The organism is Oribacterium sp. oral taxon 102, assembly GCF_013394775.1.
Classification (GTDB): domain Bacteria; phylum Bacillota; class Clostridia; order Lachnospirales; family Lachnospiraceae; genus Oribacterium.
The window spans coordinates 388925-406858 of sequence record NZ_JABXYT010000001.1 but is presented as its reverse complement, the minus strand read 5'-3'; the positions used below and the strand labels follow the sequence as shown (position 1 = coordinate 406858).

At 46.8% G+C, this 17934-nt stretch carries 18 protein-coding genes; 13 read left to right on the top strand and 5 right to left on the bottom strand.

Going from position 1 to position 17934, the window contains the following annotated elements; all coding sequences use genetic code 11:
• Positions 1 to 446: 446 nt before the first annotated feature.
• The 5 genes from HW273_RS01790 to HW273_RS01770 all read left to right on the top strand — a co-directional run bounded on the left by HW273_RS01790 (position 447) and on the right by HW273_RS01770 (position 4651).
• Entirely contained in the window at positions 447 to 1232 is a 786-nt protein-coding gene (locus HW273_RS01790) for a DUF6551 family protein (protein WP_179010161.1), read from the top strand.
• 14 nt (positions 1233 to 1246) lie between these two features.
• A complete protein-coding gene (locus HW273_RS01785) occupies positions 1247 to 1666 on the top strand; it encodes a type II toxin-antitoxin system PemK/MazF family toxin (protein WP_179010159.1) in 420 nt (139 codons plus the stop codon).
• Between the two features lie 87 nt (positions 1667 to 1753).
• Positions 1754 to 1993, top strand: coding sequence for a helix-turn-helix domain-containing protein (locus HW273_RS01780; RefSeq protein WP_179010157.1), 240 nt, complete (start codon positions 1754 to 1756; stop codon positions 1991 to 1993).
• A gap of 70 nt (positions 1994 to 2063) precedes the next feature.
• Entirely contained in the window at positions 2064 to 3311 is a 1248-nt protein-coding gene (locus tag HW273_RS01775) for a tyrosine-type recombinase/integrase (RefSeq protein WP_179010155.1), read from the top strand.
• 95 nt (positions 3312 to 3406) lie between these two features.
• Positions 3407 to 4651 carry a tyrosine-type recombinase/integrase gene (locus tag HW273_RS01770; protein ID WP_179010153.1) on the top strand — a complete coding sequence of 415 codons (1245 nt, stop codon included), beginning with the start codon at positions 3407 to 3409 and terminating at the stop codon, positions 4649 to 4651.
• A gap of 329 nt (positions 4652 to 4980) precedes the next feature.
• Here the strand turns inward: HW273_RS01770 and HW273_RS01765 are convergent, their stop codons facing one another.
• The 5 genes from HW273_RS01765 to HW273_RS01745 form a co-directional block, all read right to left on the bottom strand.
• Positions 4981 to 5493: an ssDNA-binding protein gene (locus tag HW273_RS01765; RefSeq protein ID WP_179010151.1), complete on the bottom strand. Its 513-nt coding sequence runs from the start codon at positions 5491 to 5493 to the stop codon at positions 4981 to 4983.
• Positions 5486 to 6631 (bottom strand): DUF2800 domain-containing protein, encoded by a 1146-nt coding sequence (locus HW273_RS01760; RefSeq protein ID WP_179010149.1) that lies wholly within the window; start codon positions 6629 to 6631, stop codon positions 5486 to 5488. Before HW273_RS01760 ends, HW273_RS01765 begins: the two co-directional genes overlap by 8 nt.
• On the bottom strand, positions 6621 to 6938 hold the full coding sequence (locus tag HW273_RS01755) for a DNA ligase (RefSeq protein ID WP_179010147.1): 318 nt from the start codon (positions 6936 to 6938) through the stop codon (positions 6621 to 6623). The genes HW273_RS01760 and HW273_RS01755 overlap by 11 nt, the downstream gene beginning before the upstream one ends.
• A 294-nt stretch (positions 6939 to 7232) precedes the next feature.
• Entirely contained in the window at positions 7233 to 7745 is a 513-nt protein-coding gene (locus HW273_RS01750; RefSeq protein ID WP_179010145.1) for a bacterio-opsin activator, read from the bottom strand.
• A 149-nt stretch (positions 7746 to 7894) separates the two neighbouring features.
• Entirely contained in the window at positions 7895 to 8095 is a 201-nt protein-coding gene (locus HW273_RS01745) for a hypothetical protein (protein ID WP_179010142.1), read from the bottom strand.
• A 306-nt stretch (positions 8096 to 8401) separates the two neighbouring features.
• Between HW273_RS01745 and HW273_RS01740 the strand changes: the two genes are divergently transcribed.
• The 8 genes from HW273_RS01740 to HW273_RS01705 are packed head-to-tail and all read left to right on the top strand — an operon-like array spanning position 8402 to position 17912.
• Positions 8402 to 8797: a helix-turn-helix domain-containing protein gene (locus HW273_RS01740; protein ID WP_179010140.1), complete on the top strand. Its 396-nt coding sequence runs from the start codon at positions 8402 to 8404 to the stop codon at positions 8795 to 8797.
• Positions 8772 to 10160: an ImmA/IrrE family metallo-endopeptidase gene (locus tag HW273_RS01735; protein ID WP_179010138.1), complete on the top strand. Its 1389-nt coding sequence runs from the start codon at positions 8772 to 8774 to the stop codon at positions 10158 to 10160. Before HW273_RS01740 ends, HW273_RS01735 begins: the two co-directional genes overlap by 26 nt.
• On the top strand, positions 10150 to 10482 hold the full coding sequence (locus tag HW273_RS01730; RefSeq protein WP_179010136.1) for a hypothetical protein: 333 nt from the start codon (positions 10150 to 10152) through the stop codon (positions 10480 to 10482). Before HW273_RS01735 ends, HW273_RS01730 begins: the two co-directional genes overlap by 11 nt.
• Before the next feature lie 28 nt (positions 10483 to 10510).
• Positions 10511 to 11722 (top strand): three-Cys-motif partner protein TcmP, encoded by a 1212-nt coding sequence (gene tcmP, locus HW273_RS01725; protein WP_179010134.1) that lies wholly within the window; start codon positions 10511 to 10513, stop codon positions 11720 to 11722.
• Between the two features lies 1 nt (position 11723).
• Positions 11724 to 12497 carry a radical SAM protein gene (locus HW273_RS01720; RefSeq protein WP_179010132.1) on the top strand — a complete coding sequence of 258 codons (774 nt, stop codon included), beginning with the start codon at positions 11724 to 11726 and terminating at the stop codon, positions 12495 to 12497.
• A 55-nt stretch (positions 12498 to 12552) separates the two neighbouring features.
• Complete coding sequence (locus tag HW273_RS01715) at positions 12553 to 13488, top strand: restriction endonuclease subunit M (protein ID WP_179010131.1); 936 nt, start codon at positions 12553 to 12555, stop codon at positions 13486 to 13488.
• Between the two features lie 3 nt (positions 13489 to 13491).
• Positions 13492 to 14535 carry an Eco57I restriction-modification methylase domain-containing protein gene (locus HW273_RS01710; protein WP_179010129.1) on the top strand — a complete coding sequence of 348 codons (1044 nt, stop codon included), beginning with the start codon at positions 13492 to 13494 and terminating at the stop codon, positions 14533 to 14535.
• Positions 14535 to 17912, top strand: coding sequence for a DEAD/DEAH box helicase family protein (locus HW273_RS01705; RefSeq protein WP_179010126.1), 3378 nt, complete (start codon positions 14535 to 14537; stop codon positions 17910 to 17912). The genes HW273_RS01710 and HW273_RS01705 overlap by 1 nt, the downstream gene beginning before the upstream one ends.
• The last annotated feature ends 22 nt before the right edge of the window (positions 17913 to 17934 follow it).

Here is a 17934-nt window from a genome sequence, read left to right as displayed (position 1 = left end):
CTAAAATATGACTCGTAACAACCGAGTTGTTACACGAAAAAGAAAACGAAGCACCTTGACAACTGAATAGACATTCATCAGGTACGAACCTGTGATGAAGAGCCACATCAGCAGCCAACGCGAGGACGGTCGAAAGACCAGAGCGGCAACTGGCCTGTAAGAACCGGACAGCTCCCGGATTACGGCGAAGATCCATCACAGCATAATGAGACTTCCGTCGAAGGACGGCTCGGTGAGAACCACGGAGGGGTAAAACGGCCCATGGATCCGGTAAGCTGCCGGACGCCTGATAGATTTCCCAGGCAGGCAAAGCGCCTGTGTTTCCGGGGGTGTCGAGGACAAATACGGAAAGATCATAAATGAAATAATCGTCCCCAGCTTGAGGACGTTTTGAGTGGGACAGGCAAGGGCCTGTCCCGTACATATCAGACAAGGAGGAACATGAAATGCCTGAAACAATTATCAGACCATATAAGGAACAGATGGTCAGCAGCGCTCTTCTGGAGATTCCTCGCAATACATACCAGAGGGGCCTGAATCCTGAGAGAGTCAAACGGATCTCACATTCCTTTGACGAGAGAATTGCTAATGAACCGAAGGTCAGCCTGCGGGACGGCCACTACGTCGTATTCGACGGTCAGCACATTGTAGCCGCCAGAGTAGATCACAACAGCGGCGCGGAGCTTCCGATCCGATGCAAGGTGTATTCGGATCTCACAGAGCAGGAAGAAGCAAAGCTCTTTGCGAACCAAACCGGCTTCGGAGTCCCGCCCAGCATTGGAATGAAATTGAGAGCTATGGTTTTTGCCGGAGATCCGGAAGCGGTAAATTTCTTGAAAGCCAATGAAGAGATCGGGCTTAAGGTCGATTATGGCCAGCATAAAGGCAGAAAGCGTATTGCCTGCATCGCTGCCGCCCTTACTGAGTTCCGAAAGCTCGGACTCGAAAAGTATCAGATGGCCATGAAGATGATCCTGGACGGTTGGGATGGTGATCCGGATTCTCTGAGAGCTGAGACCGTAACCGGCGTCTGCAGGTTCGTGGATCTCTATCGCGGAGAGTTCGATCCGAAACGCGCTGTAAAGCGCTTCCGTTCCGTAGATCCCCTGAAGATCTATCGCGATGGGAAAGCGATGGGCGACAACCTGCCCGGCTATAAGAAGTATCTGTACCAGGTGCTGCTGATCTACAACGGGGCCAGTAAAAAGGCTGCGCTGCCGATGAAGTTCTGAGGAGGAAGATCCAGATGAGATATGCGTATAGAGAAAAGCCTTATCGCCAGCCCGGAACCGTGAAGAACTGGATCTACCATCGCGGCGATATTTACCTAGCAAACCTGAATCCCTTCAAAGGGTCGGAACAAGGGGGCGTCCGTCCGGTTTTAGTCCTCTCCAACGATATCGGCAACTTTTTCAGTACGCTGATTACCATTGCTCCGATCACTTCACAACTGAAGAAAACAGAACAACAAACACATGTTCTTCTGAATAATGTGAGAGGCTTGAGCACAGAGTCAATGGTCTGCTTAGAACAGATCCATGCGATAGATAAGCTGAGGATCCTGAAGTATCTCGGGAAGATCAGTAAAGATCAGATGTCGGCGGTTGAAGACGCGGCGATGGAAAGCCTAGGTATGCCGATTCCGGAGTGTGTCGATGCTCCATAATTGTTTTCTTTCCTTTCTCTCCTTTCTGAAGGGGGATGCAAAAGCAGCATCCCCCGGATACATAAACAAATGGAGGTGCCAATCATAATGGAAAAACTGCTTACGAGGAAGGAGGCGGCGAAACTCCTCGGCATTAGCATTGACACGCTGGATGCTGCGAGGACAAACGGCCAGGTTTCCTTCGTTCAATATGTCGAGAACGGCTGCGTTTACTTTACGGAACAAAGCCTTCAGGAATTCATAGCCCGGTCAACGCACAGAGCAAAGCCAAGGGAAGTCAATACAGGCATGACCTTCAGAACTCCGAGAGTTCCGGCACGAAGGTGACATCCTTGATATAAGGTTTGGAGTCTTGAGAAAATGTAGCCACAATCAGCCAGACAAGGAGGTTATAGATATGCCCAAGAAGAGAGTTCCCTACTTCAACTACAATACTGTGACGATCAATGGGCATCAGTATTTTAAAGCTTACGCTATGAATGCTGACAAGAAGCTGATCATCGTTTACGGAAAAACCATTGATGAGCTTTGCCAGAAATATGAAGAGGCGGAACACCGAACAGAAGATGACCTGTTCAGCCTTCGTTCCCCCACTGTGAAAGAATATTGTGAAAAATGGCTGCTGATGCAGTCAGCAAATGTAAGATCAACCACACTGATCGATTATACATCCAAAGTGAATCTACATATCATAAAACCGCTTGGCCATATGAGAATGACAGATGTCACCGCTGATGATATAAAGCTGGCGCTGGTTCCTGTTTCACAAAAATCCGCTTCAGTATTTAAGTCGGTGAACATCTTGCTTAAATGCATTTTTAACTCTGCCGAAGACAGCAAGATCATCACCTATAATCCTACGAGGTTCCTCTCACAAAAGGGTGGCGGGATCCCGCAGAAGGACCGGGAGTCTCTGACAGATGAGCAGGTTGCGCTCCTGCTGAAGACAATCCGCGATCTGCCGCCCTATGTGTTTGTCATGTTGGGCTTGTATGCAGGGCTTCGTCGGGAAGAGATACTGGCGCTGCAATGGGATTGTGTGATTCTGGATACGGATGCTCCTTATATTAAAGTTCGCAGGGCATGGCATACCGAAAGCAACCGTCCTGTTATCATGACAGAGCTTAAGACTCCCGCAGCCAGAAGGGATATCGCTATACCAAAAGGTTTGGCGGACTGTCTGAGGGAGGCAAAAGAAAAATCGACATCAGAGTATGTTGTCGCCAACAAAGAAGGAGGCCCTCTGACTTATACGGAGTTCAGAAGCTTGTGGCGGTTCATCGTTGTCCGGACAGCCAAGCCCAGGAAGGCCAAGAAAAAAGTGGGTGGAAAGTATGTGAAATATATGCTTTACCCCCAGCTTGGTGAAATGGCCAGGAATAACGGGAAGGTTCAGTATGTTCTGGATTTTGAGGTGACGCCGCATCAGTTGCGTCACACCTATATCACTAACCTGATTGCCGCCGGTGTGGATCCTAAAACGGTCCAGTATCTCGCCGGTCACGAAAAGAGCAAGATCACAATGGATATCTACGCAAAGGTGAAATACAACAAGCCAGAGGAACTGGCCAAGGCGCTGACAGTAGCCTTTGATCAGTGGAAGAAGCCAACAGACATAAAACAGAAAGATCAGGACGGGGAGTGATCCTCGTCCTTTTTCTATACATAAGGGTGACATCCTGGATTTGGTTTTTCTCTTTTGAGAAAATAGCATCACCATAGGCTAAGGAGGAAAGACATATGGCAAAAAAGAAAGCTGATCCCACACCACTTCCGGCATTTACAAAGGTGAAGCGTGGGAATTATCTTTATCTCAGGGCGTTTATCTATGACTCTGACGGGAAAAGAATTGCTATTTATGGAAAAAATGAAGAGGAACTGGCCGGAAAGATCCTTCAGGCTCGAAAAGAAATCGAAGATATGATATTTCGGAAGGCGAATCCTACCGTAAGCGAGTATTGTGAGAGATGGCTAGAAATGCAGGCAGCACATGTAAGGCCCAGCACACTCAGGGGTTATACATTGACCGTCAGAAAATACATCATTGCACCCCTCGGGGAGATGTATCTGTCTGAGGTGACGGCCGATGACATCAAGCTCGCAATGGTACCGGTATCAAAGAGATCCGAGGATGTGTACAACAAGGTCAATATGCTTTTTAAGAGCATTTTCTACTCTGCCGAATACAGCAACCTGATCAAGGACAATCCTGCCAAGAATCTCAACGCCAAGGGAGGCATTCCGAAGAAAGAAAAAGAAGCTCTGACCGACGCGCAAGCCGAGCAGCTGCTGGATACGATCAAAGATCTGCCGCCTTATGTATTTGTGATGATTGGTCTCTATTCCGGGCTGCGTCGGGAAGAGATACTGGCGCTGCAATGGGATTGTGTCCATCTTGAAGGAAATACTCCGTATATTTCAGTCCGAAGGGCATGGCATTCTGAAAAGAACAGGCCTGTTGTTTCAACGGATTTGAAGACTCCAGCAGCCAAAAGAGATGTGCCGATTCCGGAGAATCTGGCTGACTGCCTGAGAAAAGAAAAAGAAAAATCGATTTCTGAGTATGTGATTGCAGACAGGCGCGGACAGCCGCTTTCATACTCTCAGTTTGTCCGGATCTGGAACTATATTAAGGTCCGCAGCACAAAGGAGCGAACGCTGTATAAATACGTGAACGGGCAGGCCATCAAGAAGAAGTTTAAGCCTGAGCCTGGCCAGAAATGCGTAAACCGGGAGAACATAGTGTACTCCCTGGACTTTACGGTGACGCCTCATCAGCTACGCCACACATATATTACCAACCTGATTTATGCCGGAATAGATCCGAAAACAGTGCAGTATCTGGCTGGTCACGAGAACAGCAAGGTTACCATGGACATCTACGCCAAGGCAAAGTATAATAAGCCTGAAGAGCTTTCATCAGTAGTTAACAGCGCATTGAAAAAGCCTGTTAAATCAGAGTCCGGGGCAAAGACTGGGCAGTGACGAGAAAAAAGAAGTAGTTAATGGCTGAGACAAAAAAATCGGCCATCGCTCGAAACACAGTAATATCAAGGGTTTCAGAGTTAGATATCTGTTCAGTACGGTCTCAAGGCAGCACGTCGCGCTCCGCAGTTCTCCAAGAGATAATTTCTCTTACGAAAATGCTTACAAAGCCCGGAAAGATCAAGCTTTCCCGGGCTTTTTTCGTGCCCGAATTTCTGACGGAGCTGTCCGATTTTGATGGGGTTTGAACAGAAATCAGATTTTTTGCCTCTTACATAGAGCTTCAGCTCATTCTTTTTATAGAGAGCGGGTTGGAGCTCTGTGCTTTTTTATTCTAAAGACAGACCGCCCACATCCAGACCTGCAATGCCGGACTGCGGAAGCGGCTGGCAGTGTTCAGCAAGAAGCACCCCGACCTTTGCCGCTTGGAAAAATCCTTCGCCCAGGGCGGCGTGATCTATGTGGAGGATCGGGTTAAGATCCGCATCCACGATGCCCGGAGCCGTAGCGGAGTTAGCGTTGATGAAGTAGCTGCCTGCATAGGCCAGATCGTCCGGACGCTCCTTATCGCCGTCACGGAGAGGCGTCTTGATGGCCGAAAGTGCCGGTACGCTCTTGGAGCTTCCCTTGAGCTTGGACTCGCCCTCGGCGTAGGCTGCCTCGATGGCCGCCTTGATCTTGGCGATGGTCTTGGTGTCGGACTTCGGAATGATCAGGCTCACGCTGAACTTCGGTGCGCCGCCGTTGATGGACTTCGGCTCCCAGACGTTGGCATAGCTCCAACGGGTATCCGGGCCGGTGATGACCTTCATGGGATTTTTTACTGTGTTGTTCTTAGACATAATCTTGTCCTCCTTCGTTTTCACTGAAATCTGATTTTGCGTTGTTCATGGCTGATCTCTTGTCGCTTTCCGGGACGAGAGTCGGCTTGCCCTGCGGCTTTTCAATCAGTCCTGCAAGGACTTCTTCAAAGCGGGCTTTTCCGAGGAGCTTCTGCATGGCAGTAATGCCGAGGAGCTTCTGCTCGTAGGGATCAAAGCCAGCCTTCGTGACTGCCTCTGCCACGGCAGCATCGTTTACGTACTTTCTGTTGGAGCGGCCTTCGACCAGCTTGAAGCCTGTCCAGACCTTACCGCTGATTGCCTGCTGCAGGGCATATTCTTTGATGTCGGATGCCCATGCCACGAGGTTGTCCACCCTACCGAGAATGTCCTCCACATCCTCATCTGTCAGAAGAGGCGGCAGCTTGAAGTCATACTTTGCAAGCTCCAGATTGGCGGCAGCCCTGGCTCGGCAGGAATTCTTCGCCTTGCAGAAGCCGCACCACTCGCCGCAGAGGAAGTTACCGTCACCGGCGAATGCCAGATCGGCAGCGGGCTTTAAGGTCTCATCCGCCCAGCGGAGCAGCTCGTCCTTGGAAAGCTCGTAGGTGAAGAGGTTATCCCGGCGCGGCTGGTAGATGGTCATACGGACGGTATCAATCTCATAGAGACAATCGAAGATCTCCAAAGCACCGAGGCCGTAGCACATCATCTGCGGATTTTCCTCCGCACTGACCAGCACACCGAGGCCGTACTTGAAATCGACAATCTGGAGCGTGCCGTCCGCGATGATAATGCAGTCGGCGGTGCCGAATCCCTGTTCCACCCAGCGGGAGAAATCCACACGCTGCTCGATCAGGACTACGGGATCGCTGCAGACTTCCTTTGCCGTCTCGACCTGCTCCAATACGAAATCGGCATAGCCGGTAGCGCAGTCCTCCATCTCCTGGTTGAACCAGCTGAGACCTTCGGTAGGATCCTCCGCTTCGATGCCCAGAGCCGACTTCAGCTTGTACTCGCAAAGGGCGTGTGCATCCGTGCCTTCGGCGGCATAGTCACTGCCTTTGTCCTCGTAGCTTTCGCAGAGCCTTGCGGACGGTGGGCAGTGCAGCCACCTGTCTGCGGAGGATGCAGAGAGTAATGCGTGTTTATTTGCCATCGCCAAGTCCCTCCACATCCTCAAGCAGTGCCTGATAATTTGCCGGATCGACCCCGGACAGCTTTGATGCGCCGTACTTCTGGAGAAGCTCGCGGATCTTAGCCGTGTATCCCTTGCGGAATTTCTCTGCCAGCACCGCCCGGACGTCCTCCATTGTCAGCTCCGGCTTTTCATCGATGATTTCTGTCGGAAGATCATCGGCATCGGAGCTAAACTGCTGTGCCAGCCAGTCCGCCGCGTCCTTAATAACGGCAGCAGCACTGCGGAGCTCTTCGATGGTCTGTGCCATATCGCTCATCTTGCTCATTTGTTTTTCCTCCTTCCTCGGATTGTCTTTGTGCGGACAGGGCTGCAAGCTTCCCTGCCAGCCTTGCGGATACATGGCTGATTGCTATCAGCACCTCGATGGCTTCCTGATCCGCAGGACTTCTGTTACGTGTCTTGTTCATCGCTTTTACCTCCTGTCCGGAGCTTGTCGTTTTGTGCTCCTTACACTTCCCAATGGAGGTGAGGGAGGCGATTTGACGAAGGAGAAGGTAATTTTTTTTGAAAAAATCTCCGGCCACCACGAAGGCAGCCGGAGCAGGTACAGATAAGATAATTACTTGAGGCGATCAGGAAATTCCTTAGCGAGCTTTTCTGCAGCCTTATCAAGACGGGAACGAAAGGTTGTGCGCTTGATACCGATGATCTCGGCGATAGCTTCATCAGTAAGCTTCTTAAGGCGAAGTCTTCCAATCTCAGCGGCTTCCGGCATGATCTCGTTCAGACGCTCAAACAACTGGTCAAGCTCAGCTTTATCGCAGATGACATCCTCTATAAGCGGAGAGGGATCTACGAGAGTGTCTGCCAGAGTAGTCTCATCGCCGTCCTCGTTTGCGACCGGTTTATCGAGGGAGAGGATGTCTCCAGCGGCTTTAAATTCGCAGTCGTCGCACATGCCGTCACACAGCCACCATTTGCTTCTCGGACAGGTGCAGCGACCGTGATTCTGCATACGCTTTCTGGTGCGGGTGCGCCAGCGGTCAAACTCCTGATACTGTTCCGGGGTGACCTCGAACCATGTCTTGGTCTGCTTGTCAAAGATGCTCTTTACATTGTCGTTGTTTTTCATTTGTCGGCTCCTTTCGATTTCCGAATGTCTGAAACCTCAGAAGCCGATTTGCGTCATCCCAGAAACGCAAAATGGCCAGAATGATGCTTAGAGAAAATGTCTCCTCGCATCCTTCTGGCCATCGAGCAGCTCTGAGGATTCGCTGTTATTTACTTGTTGTTGGGATTGATGGCATCCTTTTTCTTAGGATGTTCTTCGATAATCTGATATGAACTTTGGATTTTGTCGCTAAGAAGCTTTACCCGGTAGAACATATCTTTGCGAACGATACCGATTGTGTTCAGGGTGGGATTCCACTCAAATAAGAGTTTTCCATCCTTACCCTGACACTTGATGTTTTCGTCGTCCAAGGGTTTTGTACCTCCTTCCTATTAGATTCATGGATGATCACCCCCCTTTTTTTGATTTAATTATTAAGTTCTTGATATGAGTTGAATAAGAACTTATAGGTTCAATCTCCTGTAAAAATTAAACCGCCAAGAAAAGTTCAAATAGCAGTCGGTACATGAACTTAAAAGTTCAATACGATTATACAGGTGTTGGGATTAAGGGTCAATAGCAAATTGAACCTTTGGGTGTAAAAATATTTCGATTATACTTGTCTTTAGGTTCAACTTGTGTTAGAATAAGTATGGTCTAATAGTGGAGGTGAAATCATGACCTTAGGCGAATTTATAAAAACTAAAAGAACTGAATTAGGCATGAGCCGAAATATGCTTGCTACAAAAACGGGAATCAGTCACACAGAGGTTCAACGCATTGAGACCAATGAAAGGAAAATGCCTTCACTTAAGGTGCTCTGTTCCTTGGCATCAGCATTAAATATTCCGCAGGAAGACCTACTTAAGGTTGCGGGATACGTTCCGGGCGATGACATGACTGCTGTCGAACGCGCTTTCCCGGGCTTAAAAACTAAAAAGCAACAGGAAACCGTTGAGAAGATTGCAGACGGACTTTCAAGAAATGCAGACTTGAAAGACGAGGATTTGGACGACCTTTATAAGCAAGTGGAGATGTTTATTGAGTATGCAAAGAGAGAAAAAGATTCCTGATAAGCCGCGATTTGATTATGTCACACAGACAGCATATAAGTTTCTGCTCGAATGCGGCTATACCAGGTTTCCAATTTCTCCTTACGATGTCCTCGATGAACTGAAGGACTACGTCGTATGTCTTCCATGGTCAAAGGCCAAGAAGGTGATGAAGTCCGAGGATCCGTTCCATCTACGTCAGCTACAGGCAGAAGGCAGAACTATCAGGATGCGCGGGAACGGTATGTACTATATCGTATATGACGATATCACGGTTAACAGTCCTGATCGGATAGCGTGGACTATTATGCATGAGATTGGTCATATCATTCTCGGTCACTTGGTCGAGTTTAGTGAGACTGCCTTGAATCGAGGAGGAATGGCATCAAAACAGTATGGGGTGCTGGAAGTTGAAGCTCATTATTTTGCTGCAGAGTTTCTGATGCCGACGGCTATTCTGAAATACTTTAAAGGGATCACTGTCGATGAGATAGCTCTTCTCTTTGGTGTTTCAGATAAGGCGGCTGAAAAAAAGTATAAGAGAGTATTTGAGAGTGACTACCTTCCTGCAGGTGAGTACGATAAACAGGTAATAAGGAATTTCTATAAGTTTCTTATTACAGAGACGGACGAGGCAATTTACAGGAGTATCTACAGGACTTGGGGAATACCGTGGAAGGTAAGATACGTATCCGTATGCCGTAAATGTCCGGATTGCTATTCATATGTAGATGATCCGAGTGCTCAGCATTGTTCCTATTGTGGATCGCTTATTGAACGTTCCGAGATGTACAGCAGTATGTTCGAACGAATGAGAGTAAGAAGCGAATTTACAAAGATTCCGGGGACAAAGCATCACGGATACCCATATGGGGAACCATTCGTAGTCAATGGTCTGAAACATACAAAACTGACCATATGTCCCATATGCCTGAACCACGATTTTTCAGACGGCGGGACGTACTGCCGCATCCGCGGTACGCCTCTGATTAACGAGGCTGATCACATAGAGGACTGTTTTTCGAAGGAAGACGGGCAAGAAACCAATGCCAACCAATGGTATCCATCTTTTGAAAGGCGGTATCAGCGATTGGTGACATATAGAGGCTTACTCTTTGAAAATGATTGGATAGACTATGATTATTGGGAATTTACGAAATTTATGATGAGGGGAACGAGATCAAGGGTATCAATGGATTTGCATTCCGCCATCTTGTATTCTCACGCTTTTGCGGATGACAATGATGATGTCTATATTTTGACTGACACTGTTGTGGCGGCCGAGATCATGAAAAACGAAAAGGAAACCATCCTGTCATATTTGAAGGAGACAGATGATATAGAAAGAAGTCGGTTGGAGGTGCTGGTAGCGTATGATTTATAACGATGGATACGAGGTTGATGAGAATCTCAAATTTGTGAAATGTCCAAAGTGCGGCAATGAGCAATACTCCGACGGCGCGCGGTATTGCCGTATTTGTGGGTTTTATGTGTACAACGAGTGCGAGGGTGATTTTGATCGCGATGAATATGGCAATCAGGGAGAGTATCACATTCATAGGAATCTCGGCAATGCCAGATTCTGTGAATTCTGTGGTCAGCCTACAATGTTGTTTAAAGAGAAGCTGCTGAAACCATATACAGAGGTGCAAACTGAAGAGGATGAGGATTCATTTCCTTTTGACGAGGCACTTCCGTTTAACTGATAGAGGATACAATTAGGGGTAAACGCACGTGGCAAAAAAGAATGATGATTTTTTCGTAGAAAAGAAGCCGTGGTCAAAGGTAAAAGACGAACTCTTGGGGTGCTATCTGAAGCCTTACGTGGCAAAAATCCTATACACGCGCAAGCCTTTAGCGTATGTTGATTGTTTTGCTGGAAAAGGCAAATTTGATGACGGTAATCCCGGCTCGCCGCTGATTGCGCTTGATATTTTTAAGCAAGGCCTGGCATCTACAAAATTGGATGGCAAAGCCAGAATTGGCGCAGCCTTTATTGACCTGAACTATGCAAGTGATTTGGAAACTAATCTCCACGACTATCCGGGCGTAAAAATTGTCCCAGGCGCATATGAAGATACAATCGAGGATTTATTAAAATCTAAAACAGGATGCAATGTATTTCTTTATATCGATCCATATGGAATTAAAGCTCTTGATTGCTCAAAGTTTGATGCGTTTGCAAACGGACAGTTTAACACAATAGAACTTCTAATCAATATGAACTCTTTTGGATTCATCCGAGAGGGATGCCGAGTTATGGGACAAAAATTTAAAATGGATGATACGTTTTTTGATGACCTTGTCGAATATGACCCTACTCGGCTGGAGGCGTCAGACAAATCTGTGGAAGCACTGAATCAGATAGCTGGAGGCGATTATTGGAAATCAATTATAGAACAATATGCCAGCGGCAAAATCGATGGCTATAAAGCTGAAGAATATTTTTCGGAACAGTACTGCCAAAGACTAAGCGAGAGCTATACATATGTCCTTAATATGCCGATTCGTATTCAACAGAATCAGCATCCAAAATATAGGATGATTCATGCAACGAATCATCCTGATGGTTGTGTACTTATGGCAGACAATATCTGTAATCGTTGGGAACTATTAAAAGATATTCAGACGGGTGGACAGATGTCTCTTTTTGAGACTGACATGAATAATCAGATAATAGATGCGGCTCAGATAAGGGATCAGGTTATTGATCATTTTTCGCAGTGTGACTCTTGGACATCACTTACTGAGGCTGAAGCTGTATTCTTTGTAAAGCACGGTGCAATCTGTAAATCGGGAGAGATTGGCAAAGTTCTAAAATCATTAGAAAAAGAAGGTCGTCTTGCAGTAGATAGAACACCAGCTTTTTCTGAAAAGACAAAAAAACCGACAGCGTTTATGACTGAAGGTCATGGACAAACTGTATCGGTAAAGTGGGTGAAATGATATGAAAGTGGCAGGATACATAGAGAGGAAGAGCATGCTCTACCAAACCGGTGTCGAGTACGGGGATTATACAATGAATCATGTGCTCGGGTGTTCGCACGGATGTAAATATCCGTGCTATGCCTTTTTGTTAAAGAAATGTTTTGGTCAGGTCAAAACATATGAAGAGTGGTGCCGCCCGTTTCTTGTATCCAACACGCTGGAGCTGCTTGACAAAGAAATACCCAGATTAAGGGATAAGATACAGTCTGTTCAGCTATGCTTTACCACCGACCCTTTTATGTACGGATACCCGGAAATACAGCAGATGAGCCTTGCTGCAATTAGAAAATTGAATGCGGATAATATAAAATACTGTGTTCTCACAAAGGGACTTTTGCCAATAGAACTGAAAGACCTGTACGCTGAGAATGAATACGGAATCACGCTGATTTCGCTTGATGAGGATTACCGTGAAAAAATAGAGCCTGGCGCAGCGTCGTATGCGGACAGGCTCGCCGCATTGAAAGCTCTCCATGATGAAGGTTGCAAGACGTGGGTAAGCATTGAACCGTACCCTACGCCGAACTTGATAGACCAGAGCCTTACCGAGATTCTTGAGGCGGTCAGCTTTGTGGACAGAATTATTTTCGGCAGGACAAACTACAACAAGACGGTCTCTGACTATAAGGAACACAGGCATTTTTATAATAAATGTGCAGAGGAAGTCATCGACTTCTGCACAGAGCGTGATATCAGTTATCACATAAAAGCAAAAACGATGACCGAGGAATAACCGCTCTGACTTCGATACGGTTATAAAAGAAATTGGAAAGGAGGGACTCCCTCTGGTGGAGAAACTGATAGACATCAGCAGCTATCCGGTCGCAAACGTGCTTGACCTGCTGCTTCAAGATAAATCGACAAAAAAGAATATCATCTGGGCGACGGACACATACGAGGAGTATGGAGAAGGTTTCACCGACAAGGTACAGATGGATGCGAATGCGTTACTACGGCGAACCGATATTATCCGACCGCGGATACAGAAGTCGCTGGAGGCTCAGGCACAGAGAACTCGTAAGAAAGCGGAAGTGTTCACTCCGGCATGGCTGTGCAATCGGATGAATAATCATTGCGACGAGGACTGGTTCGGACGCACGGGTATATTCAATACGGAAAATGAGGATCACACATGGATAGTTACGGAGAGAAAGATTGAATTTCCAAAGCGGAAAAAGTGGCAGCACTATGTGGATTCTCGCCGACTTGAAATCACTTGCGGCGAGGCTCCGTATCTGGTTTCCCGGTATGACGTATCAACAGGAGAGCTAATTGTTCCACCGATACGGCGCATCGGAATGCTTGACAGAAAACTAAGAATCGTCAATGAAAATACCGATACATATGAAGACTGGCTGAAGTGGGCGATTCGTGCCTTCGAGGCATCTTATGGGTATGAATATCAGGGAGATAATGTGTTGATTGCACGAATCAATCTTCTGCTGACATTCCTTGATTACTACGATGAACGCTGGGAACGGCTACCGGACGAAAAGCTTTTGCAGCAGATGGCAAATAAAATTGCTTGGAACATTTGGCAGATGGACGGTCTGAAGGATACCGTTCCGCTCGGCAAGCCATATGAGGAATACAAACAGATGTCGCTCTTTGATATTTTCGGCATTGAGGATGAGAATGATGACACGCCGGAAGCTGTGCCGTGTAGGATTTTTAACTGGAGAAGCAATGCCTCTCTGAAGTTTATGGATATAAAGGAGATGTGAGTCATGGGAAAGAAACTCTTTGATTATGTGATTGGAAATCCGCCTTATAACGAGGATTTTGAAAATTCGGGTGACAATGGCAATTTTGCAAAGCCCGTATATAACCAATTTATAGATGCCGTGAATGGTGTGGCAGAGAAAGTAGAACTCATACATCCTGCACGGTTCCTTTTCAATGCCGGAAGTACTCCAAAGGCATGGAATGAAAAGATGCTTAGCAACCCCCACTTCAAGATTTTGTCGTATGAAGCTGATAGCTCGAAGGTTTTTTCTAATACGGATATAAAAGGTGGAATTGCTATTTCCTATTCCGATTCCACGAAGGATTTTGGCGCAATAGGTACATTCACCGCTTTCTCAGAACTTAATGGTATTGTAAGAAAATGTCGCGCAAAAGATGAGGAGTCCAGCCTTTCCGCAATCATTTATACACAGGTTAGGTTCAATCTTGAAAAATTATATGAAGATCATCCTGAATATAGAGATATCATAGGTTCAAATGGAAAAGATCGTCGATTTCGTAATAATGCGTTTGAAAAAATCAGACTGTTTTCTGAATCCAGAACTGGTGATGACGATATACAAGTTCTTGGCGTTTTGAAAAATAAAAGGACATGGAGATATATTTCTTCCAAATATGTGGATATGTCACATGAAAATTTGAAAAGATGGAAAACACTCTGTCCAAGAGCGAACGGTGCAGGTGTTTTTGGCGAGTCTCTAAGTCCTTTGGTCATTGGGGAACCAGGCATAGGATATACACAAACCTTCATTGGCATTGGCGCCTTTGAGAGTCAATTTGAAGCTGAGGCAGTGATGAAGTATGTAAAATCAAAATTTGCTCGTGCTTTATTGGATGTACTCAAGGTAACACAAGATAATGATCGCGGAGTTTGGAAATTAATTCCTATTCAGAACTTCACAGTATCTTCTGACATAGACTGGTCAAAGCCTATTCATGAAATTGACTTGCAGCTTTATCGCAAGTATGGGCTTAGCGAGGAAGAGATAGAGTTTATTGAGACACACGTAAAGGAGATGGCGTAATGGCAGCGATTAATATTAAAACAGCCTCAAAGGTCGTTCCACAGTGTTATGCCTATACCACTCCCGGAGTACCGGCGCATGACGGCTGGACAAAGATAGGTTTTACCGAGCGTGATGTGGAGACCCGAATCAACGAGCAGACACACACGGTAGGTGTCGCACATAAGACCTGGTGGGCGCTCCGTGCAGCATTTATGACGGAGCCTTACGGAACGTTTACAGATAAAGATTTTCATGCCTATCTGAAAAAGCTCGGAATCTCCCGTGAGGCGGGGACGGAGTGGTTCCTCATTGAGCCAAATACTGCCCGTGGGAACTTTATCGACTTTACACAAAATCATGGTGTAGTGTCGGAAGATGATGCCGATGCTGCAATTCCATACAAGCTCCGCGATGAGCAGGCGGAAGCTGTGCAGAGAACGGCGGATTATTTTACCGGTCGGGAGAATGCTGAATTCTTGTGGAATGCAAAGCCCCGCTTCGGCAAAACGCTCTCTGCCTATGATCTATGTATGAAGCTCGGTGCGCAGAACATCCTCATCGTGACGAACCGTCCGGCAATTGCAAATTCCTGGTATCAGGATTATGAGACCTTCTTCGGACCACAGTCAGGCTATATCTTTGTGAGCAATGTGGACGGAATCAAGGACAGAAAATTCGTCTACAGCCGTGAAGAGTATATAGCAAAGCTCGATGAGAACACAAAAGGCTGTATTGAATTTGTCAGCCTGCAGGATTTAAAGGGCTCCATCTATTTCGGTGGCCGCTATGATAAGCTCTCGGAAATTAGTGCCGAAAAAGGTCTGACCTGGGATGTCTTGATCGTGGATGAAGCTCACGAGGGCGTGGATACCTATAAAACCGATACTGCATTTAATCATATTCGCCGCAAGTGGACTCTGCACCTTTCCGGCACGCCGTTTAAGGCTCTGGCGAATGACAAGTTCCCGGAGAGTGCCATCTACAACTGGACTTACGCTGACGAACAGAAAAAGAAGCGAGATTGGGATGCGTCAAGCGAGACGGAGAATCCTTACGCTAATTTGCCGCGCCTTTCCCTATTTACCTACCAGATGTCCGACATTGTTCGTGACAGAGTAAAAAAGGGTATCGAACTTGCGGATGACGATATTGAGGAATTTGCCTTTGACCTGAGTGAGTTTTTCAAGACGAACGAGTCCGGAAAATTCATTCATGATGCGGATGTGGACAAGTTCCTCGATGCTATGACCAGACAGGAGAAATTCCCGTTCTCCACTCCTGAGCTTCGTAATGAACTGAAGCACACATTCTGGATATTGAACCGTGTGGCAAGTGCGAAAGCTCTCGCAAAGAAGTTAAAGCTTCATCCAGTATTCAAAGATTACGAGATTGTTCTCGCCGCAGGTGACGGCAGACTGGACGATGATGACGAGAATGAAAAGGCCTTTGATAGAGTAACAAAGGCCATCTCCGAATACGATAAAACCATCACGCTTTCCGTAGGTCAGCTCACTACAGGCGTGACGATTCCCGAATGGACGGCAGTCCTTATGCTCTCCAACATGGCAAGTCCTGCACTCTATATGCAGGCGGCTTTCCGTGCCCAAAATCCGTGCTTGTTTCACGATTCAGCGGGCAATTCGTACAGGAAACAGAATGCCTATGTGTTTGACTTTGACCCTGCTCGCACTTTGACTATTTTTGAGCAATTTGCTAATGACCTTATTCCTGAAACATCCGGCGACAAGGGTGACTTTGACAGTCGTAAAAATCATGTCAGGGAGCTTCTTAACTTCTTTCCGGTATATGGCGAGGATGACGAAGGTTTGATGATAGAGCTGGATGCTGAAAAGGTACTCACTATTCCGCGCCATATCCATGCACGAGAAGTTGTGGAGCGCGGCTTTATGTCGAATTTCCTGTTTGCCAATATCAGCGGCATTTTCGCTGCACCGAAGGAAATTATAGACATCATCAACAATATGCAAGTCATTGAGGAGCCGAAAGCACTCGCCCCTGCTCCTGTGGATGAGACTACGGCAGACAGTCTGAATCTGAACGAAGACGGCGAGGTTGAAATTCCGAGGGAACAGGTTATCGGAACTGCCAGCGAACTTTTTGGCGATAAGGTCTATGCGGACGTGGAGGAACAGCTGGAAGCAGCGGTTGAGGAAATTCAAAGGCAAGCGGAAACAACACCGAATCCTAAGAAGGATGAGCTAAAAGCTCTCCGCGAGCAATTCTCAAAACCGATTGCTGATACCCTTATGGATTCTGCCCGAGTACAGTATGGTGGTGATTTGAAAAAATCTACGCAGAGCCAGTTGGAACGTAAAATCCAAGAGACCACGGACACTGTTGTAAACCGCGAGTACGGTGACTATACGATTCGAGATCATCAGCTTGTTAAAGAACGCGATGATAGAATTCACGAGGCGCAACAGTCTGGTGCTACTATGGTAGAAATTTCGCAAATTGATGAGGAATACGCTGCCAGACGACTCCAAGGCTATCGTGACATGGTGGATAACATAAGCAGAAAGCTCCACAGCGAGGAGACCGTGAAAAAGGCTGCGGAAACCATTGTGGAAACAGTAGAAACCGAGAAACTGAATGCTCAGAAGGATTCTATCGAAGGAAGTGTCCGTGACCATTTGCGCGGCTTTTCTCGTACCATTCCAGCATTTCTTATGGCTTATGGTGACGAAGGTACGACGCTTTCGAACTTTGACGCACTTGTGCCGGAGGACGTGTTTTGGGAAGTTACAGTCAATCCACAGAACGGTCAGGGCGTGACGCTTGACCAGTTCCGTATGCTGCGTGACGGAGGGAACTATACAACCGAGAGTGGCGAGAAAAAGCATTTTGACGGTCATCTTTTCGACGAAGTGGTGTTCAATGACGCTGTGCAAGAGTTTATGAAAAAGCGTGTCGAGCTTGCGGATTACTTTGAACCGGATCACAAGGGAGACATCTTCGATTTCATTCCGCCGCAGCGTACTAACCAGATATTTACGCCGAAAAAGGTTGTGAAGGATATGGTAGACAGACTCGAACAGGAAAATCCCGGTTGCTTTGATGATCCGAATGCGACGTTTGCTGATCTCTATATGAAGTCGGGAATGTATATAACAGAGATCGTTACGAGGCTATATCAGAGCAAGCACATGAAGGCACTGTATCCTGATGACGCCGAAAGGCTGAATCATATCTTTGCCGAGCAGGTATATGGCTGCGCTCCGACAGAGATTATATACCGCATTTGCCTGCGATATATTCTTGGATTCAGCGATGAAATACATATAGAGAAAAACAATATTCGTCTTTGTGATACCTTAGAGTTCGCGAAGAGCGGAACGATGGAAACTGAAATGAAAAAACTGTTTGGCCTGTAACCTCCCAGTTTTTCATAGCAGG

Coding starts and splice junctions, on each gene's coding strand:
- HW273_RS01790 (WP_179010161.1), top strand. CDS start 447: ATGCCTGAAACAATTATCAGACCATATAAGGAACAGATGGTCAGCAGC.
- HW273_RS01785 (WP_179010159.1), top strand. CDS start 1,247: ATGAGATATGCGTATAGAGAAAAGCCTTATCGCCAGCCCGGAACCGTG.
- HW273_RS01780 (WP_179010157.1), top strand. CDS start 1,754: ATGGAAAAACTGCTTACGAGGAAGGAGGCGGCGAAACTCCTCGGCATT.
- HW273_RS01775 (WP_179010155.1), top strand. CDS start 2,064: ATGCCCAAGAAGAGAGTTCCCTACTTCAACTACAATACTGTGACGATC.
- HW273_RS01770 (WP_179010153.1), top strand. CDS start 3,407: ATGGCAAAAAAGAAAGCTGATCCCACACCACTTCCGGCATTTACAAAG.
- HW273_RS01765 (WP_179010151.1), bottom strand. CDS start 5,493: ATGTCTAAGAACAACACAGTAAAAAATCCCATGAAGGTCATCACCGGC.
- HW273_RS01760 (WP_179010149.1), bottom strand. CDS start 6,631: ATGGCAAATAAACACGCATTACTCTCTGCATCCTCCGCAGACAGGTGG.
- HW273_RS01755 (WP_179010147.1), bottom strand. CDS start 6,938: ATGAGCAAGATGAGCGATATGGCACAGACCATCGAAGAGCTCCGCAGT.
- HW273_RS01750 (WP_179010145.1), bottom strand. CDS start 7,745: ATGAAAAACAACGACAATGTAAAGAGCATCTTTGACAAGCAGACCAAG.
- HW273_RS01740 (WP_179010140.1), top strand. CDS start 8,402: ATGACCTTAGGCGAATTTATAAAAACTAAAAGAACTGAATTAGGCATG.
- HW273_RS01735 (WP_179010138.1), top strand. CDS start 8,772: ATGCAAAGAGAGAAAAAGATTCCTGATAAGCCGCGATTTGATTATGTC.
- HW273_RS01730 (WP_179010136.1), top strand. CDS start 10,150: ATGATTTATAACGATGGATACGAGGTTGATGAGAATCTCAAATTTGTG.
- HW273_RS01720 (WP_179010132.1), top strand. CDS start 11,724: ATGAAAGTGGCAGGATACATAGAGAGGAAGAGCATGCTCTACCAAACC.
- HW273_RS01710 (WP_179010129.1), top strand. CDS start 13,492: ATGGGAAAGAAACTCTTTGATTATGTGATTGGAAATCCGCCTTATAAC.
- HW273_RS01705 (WP_179010126.1), top strand. CDS start 14,535: ATGGCAGCGATTAATATTAAAACAGCCTCAAAGGTCGTTCCACAGTGT.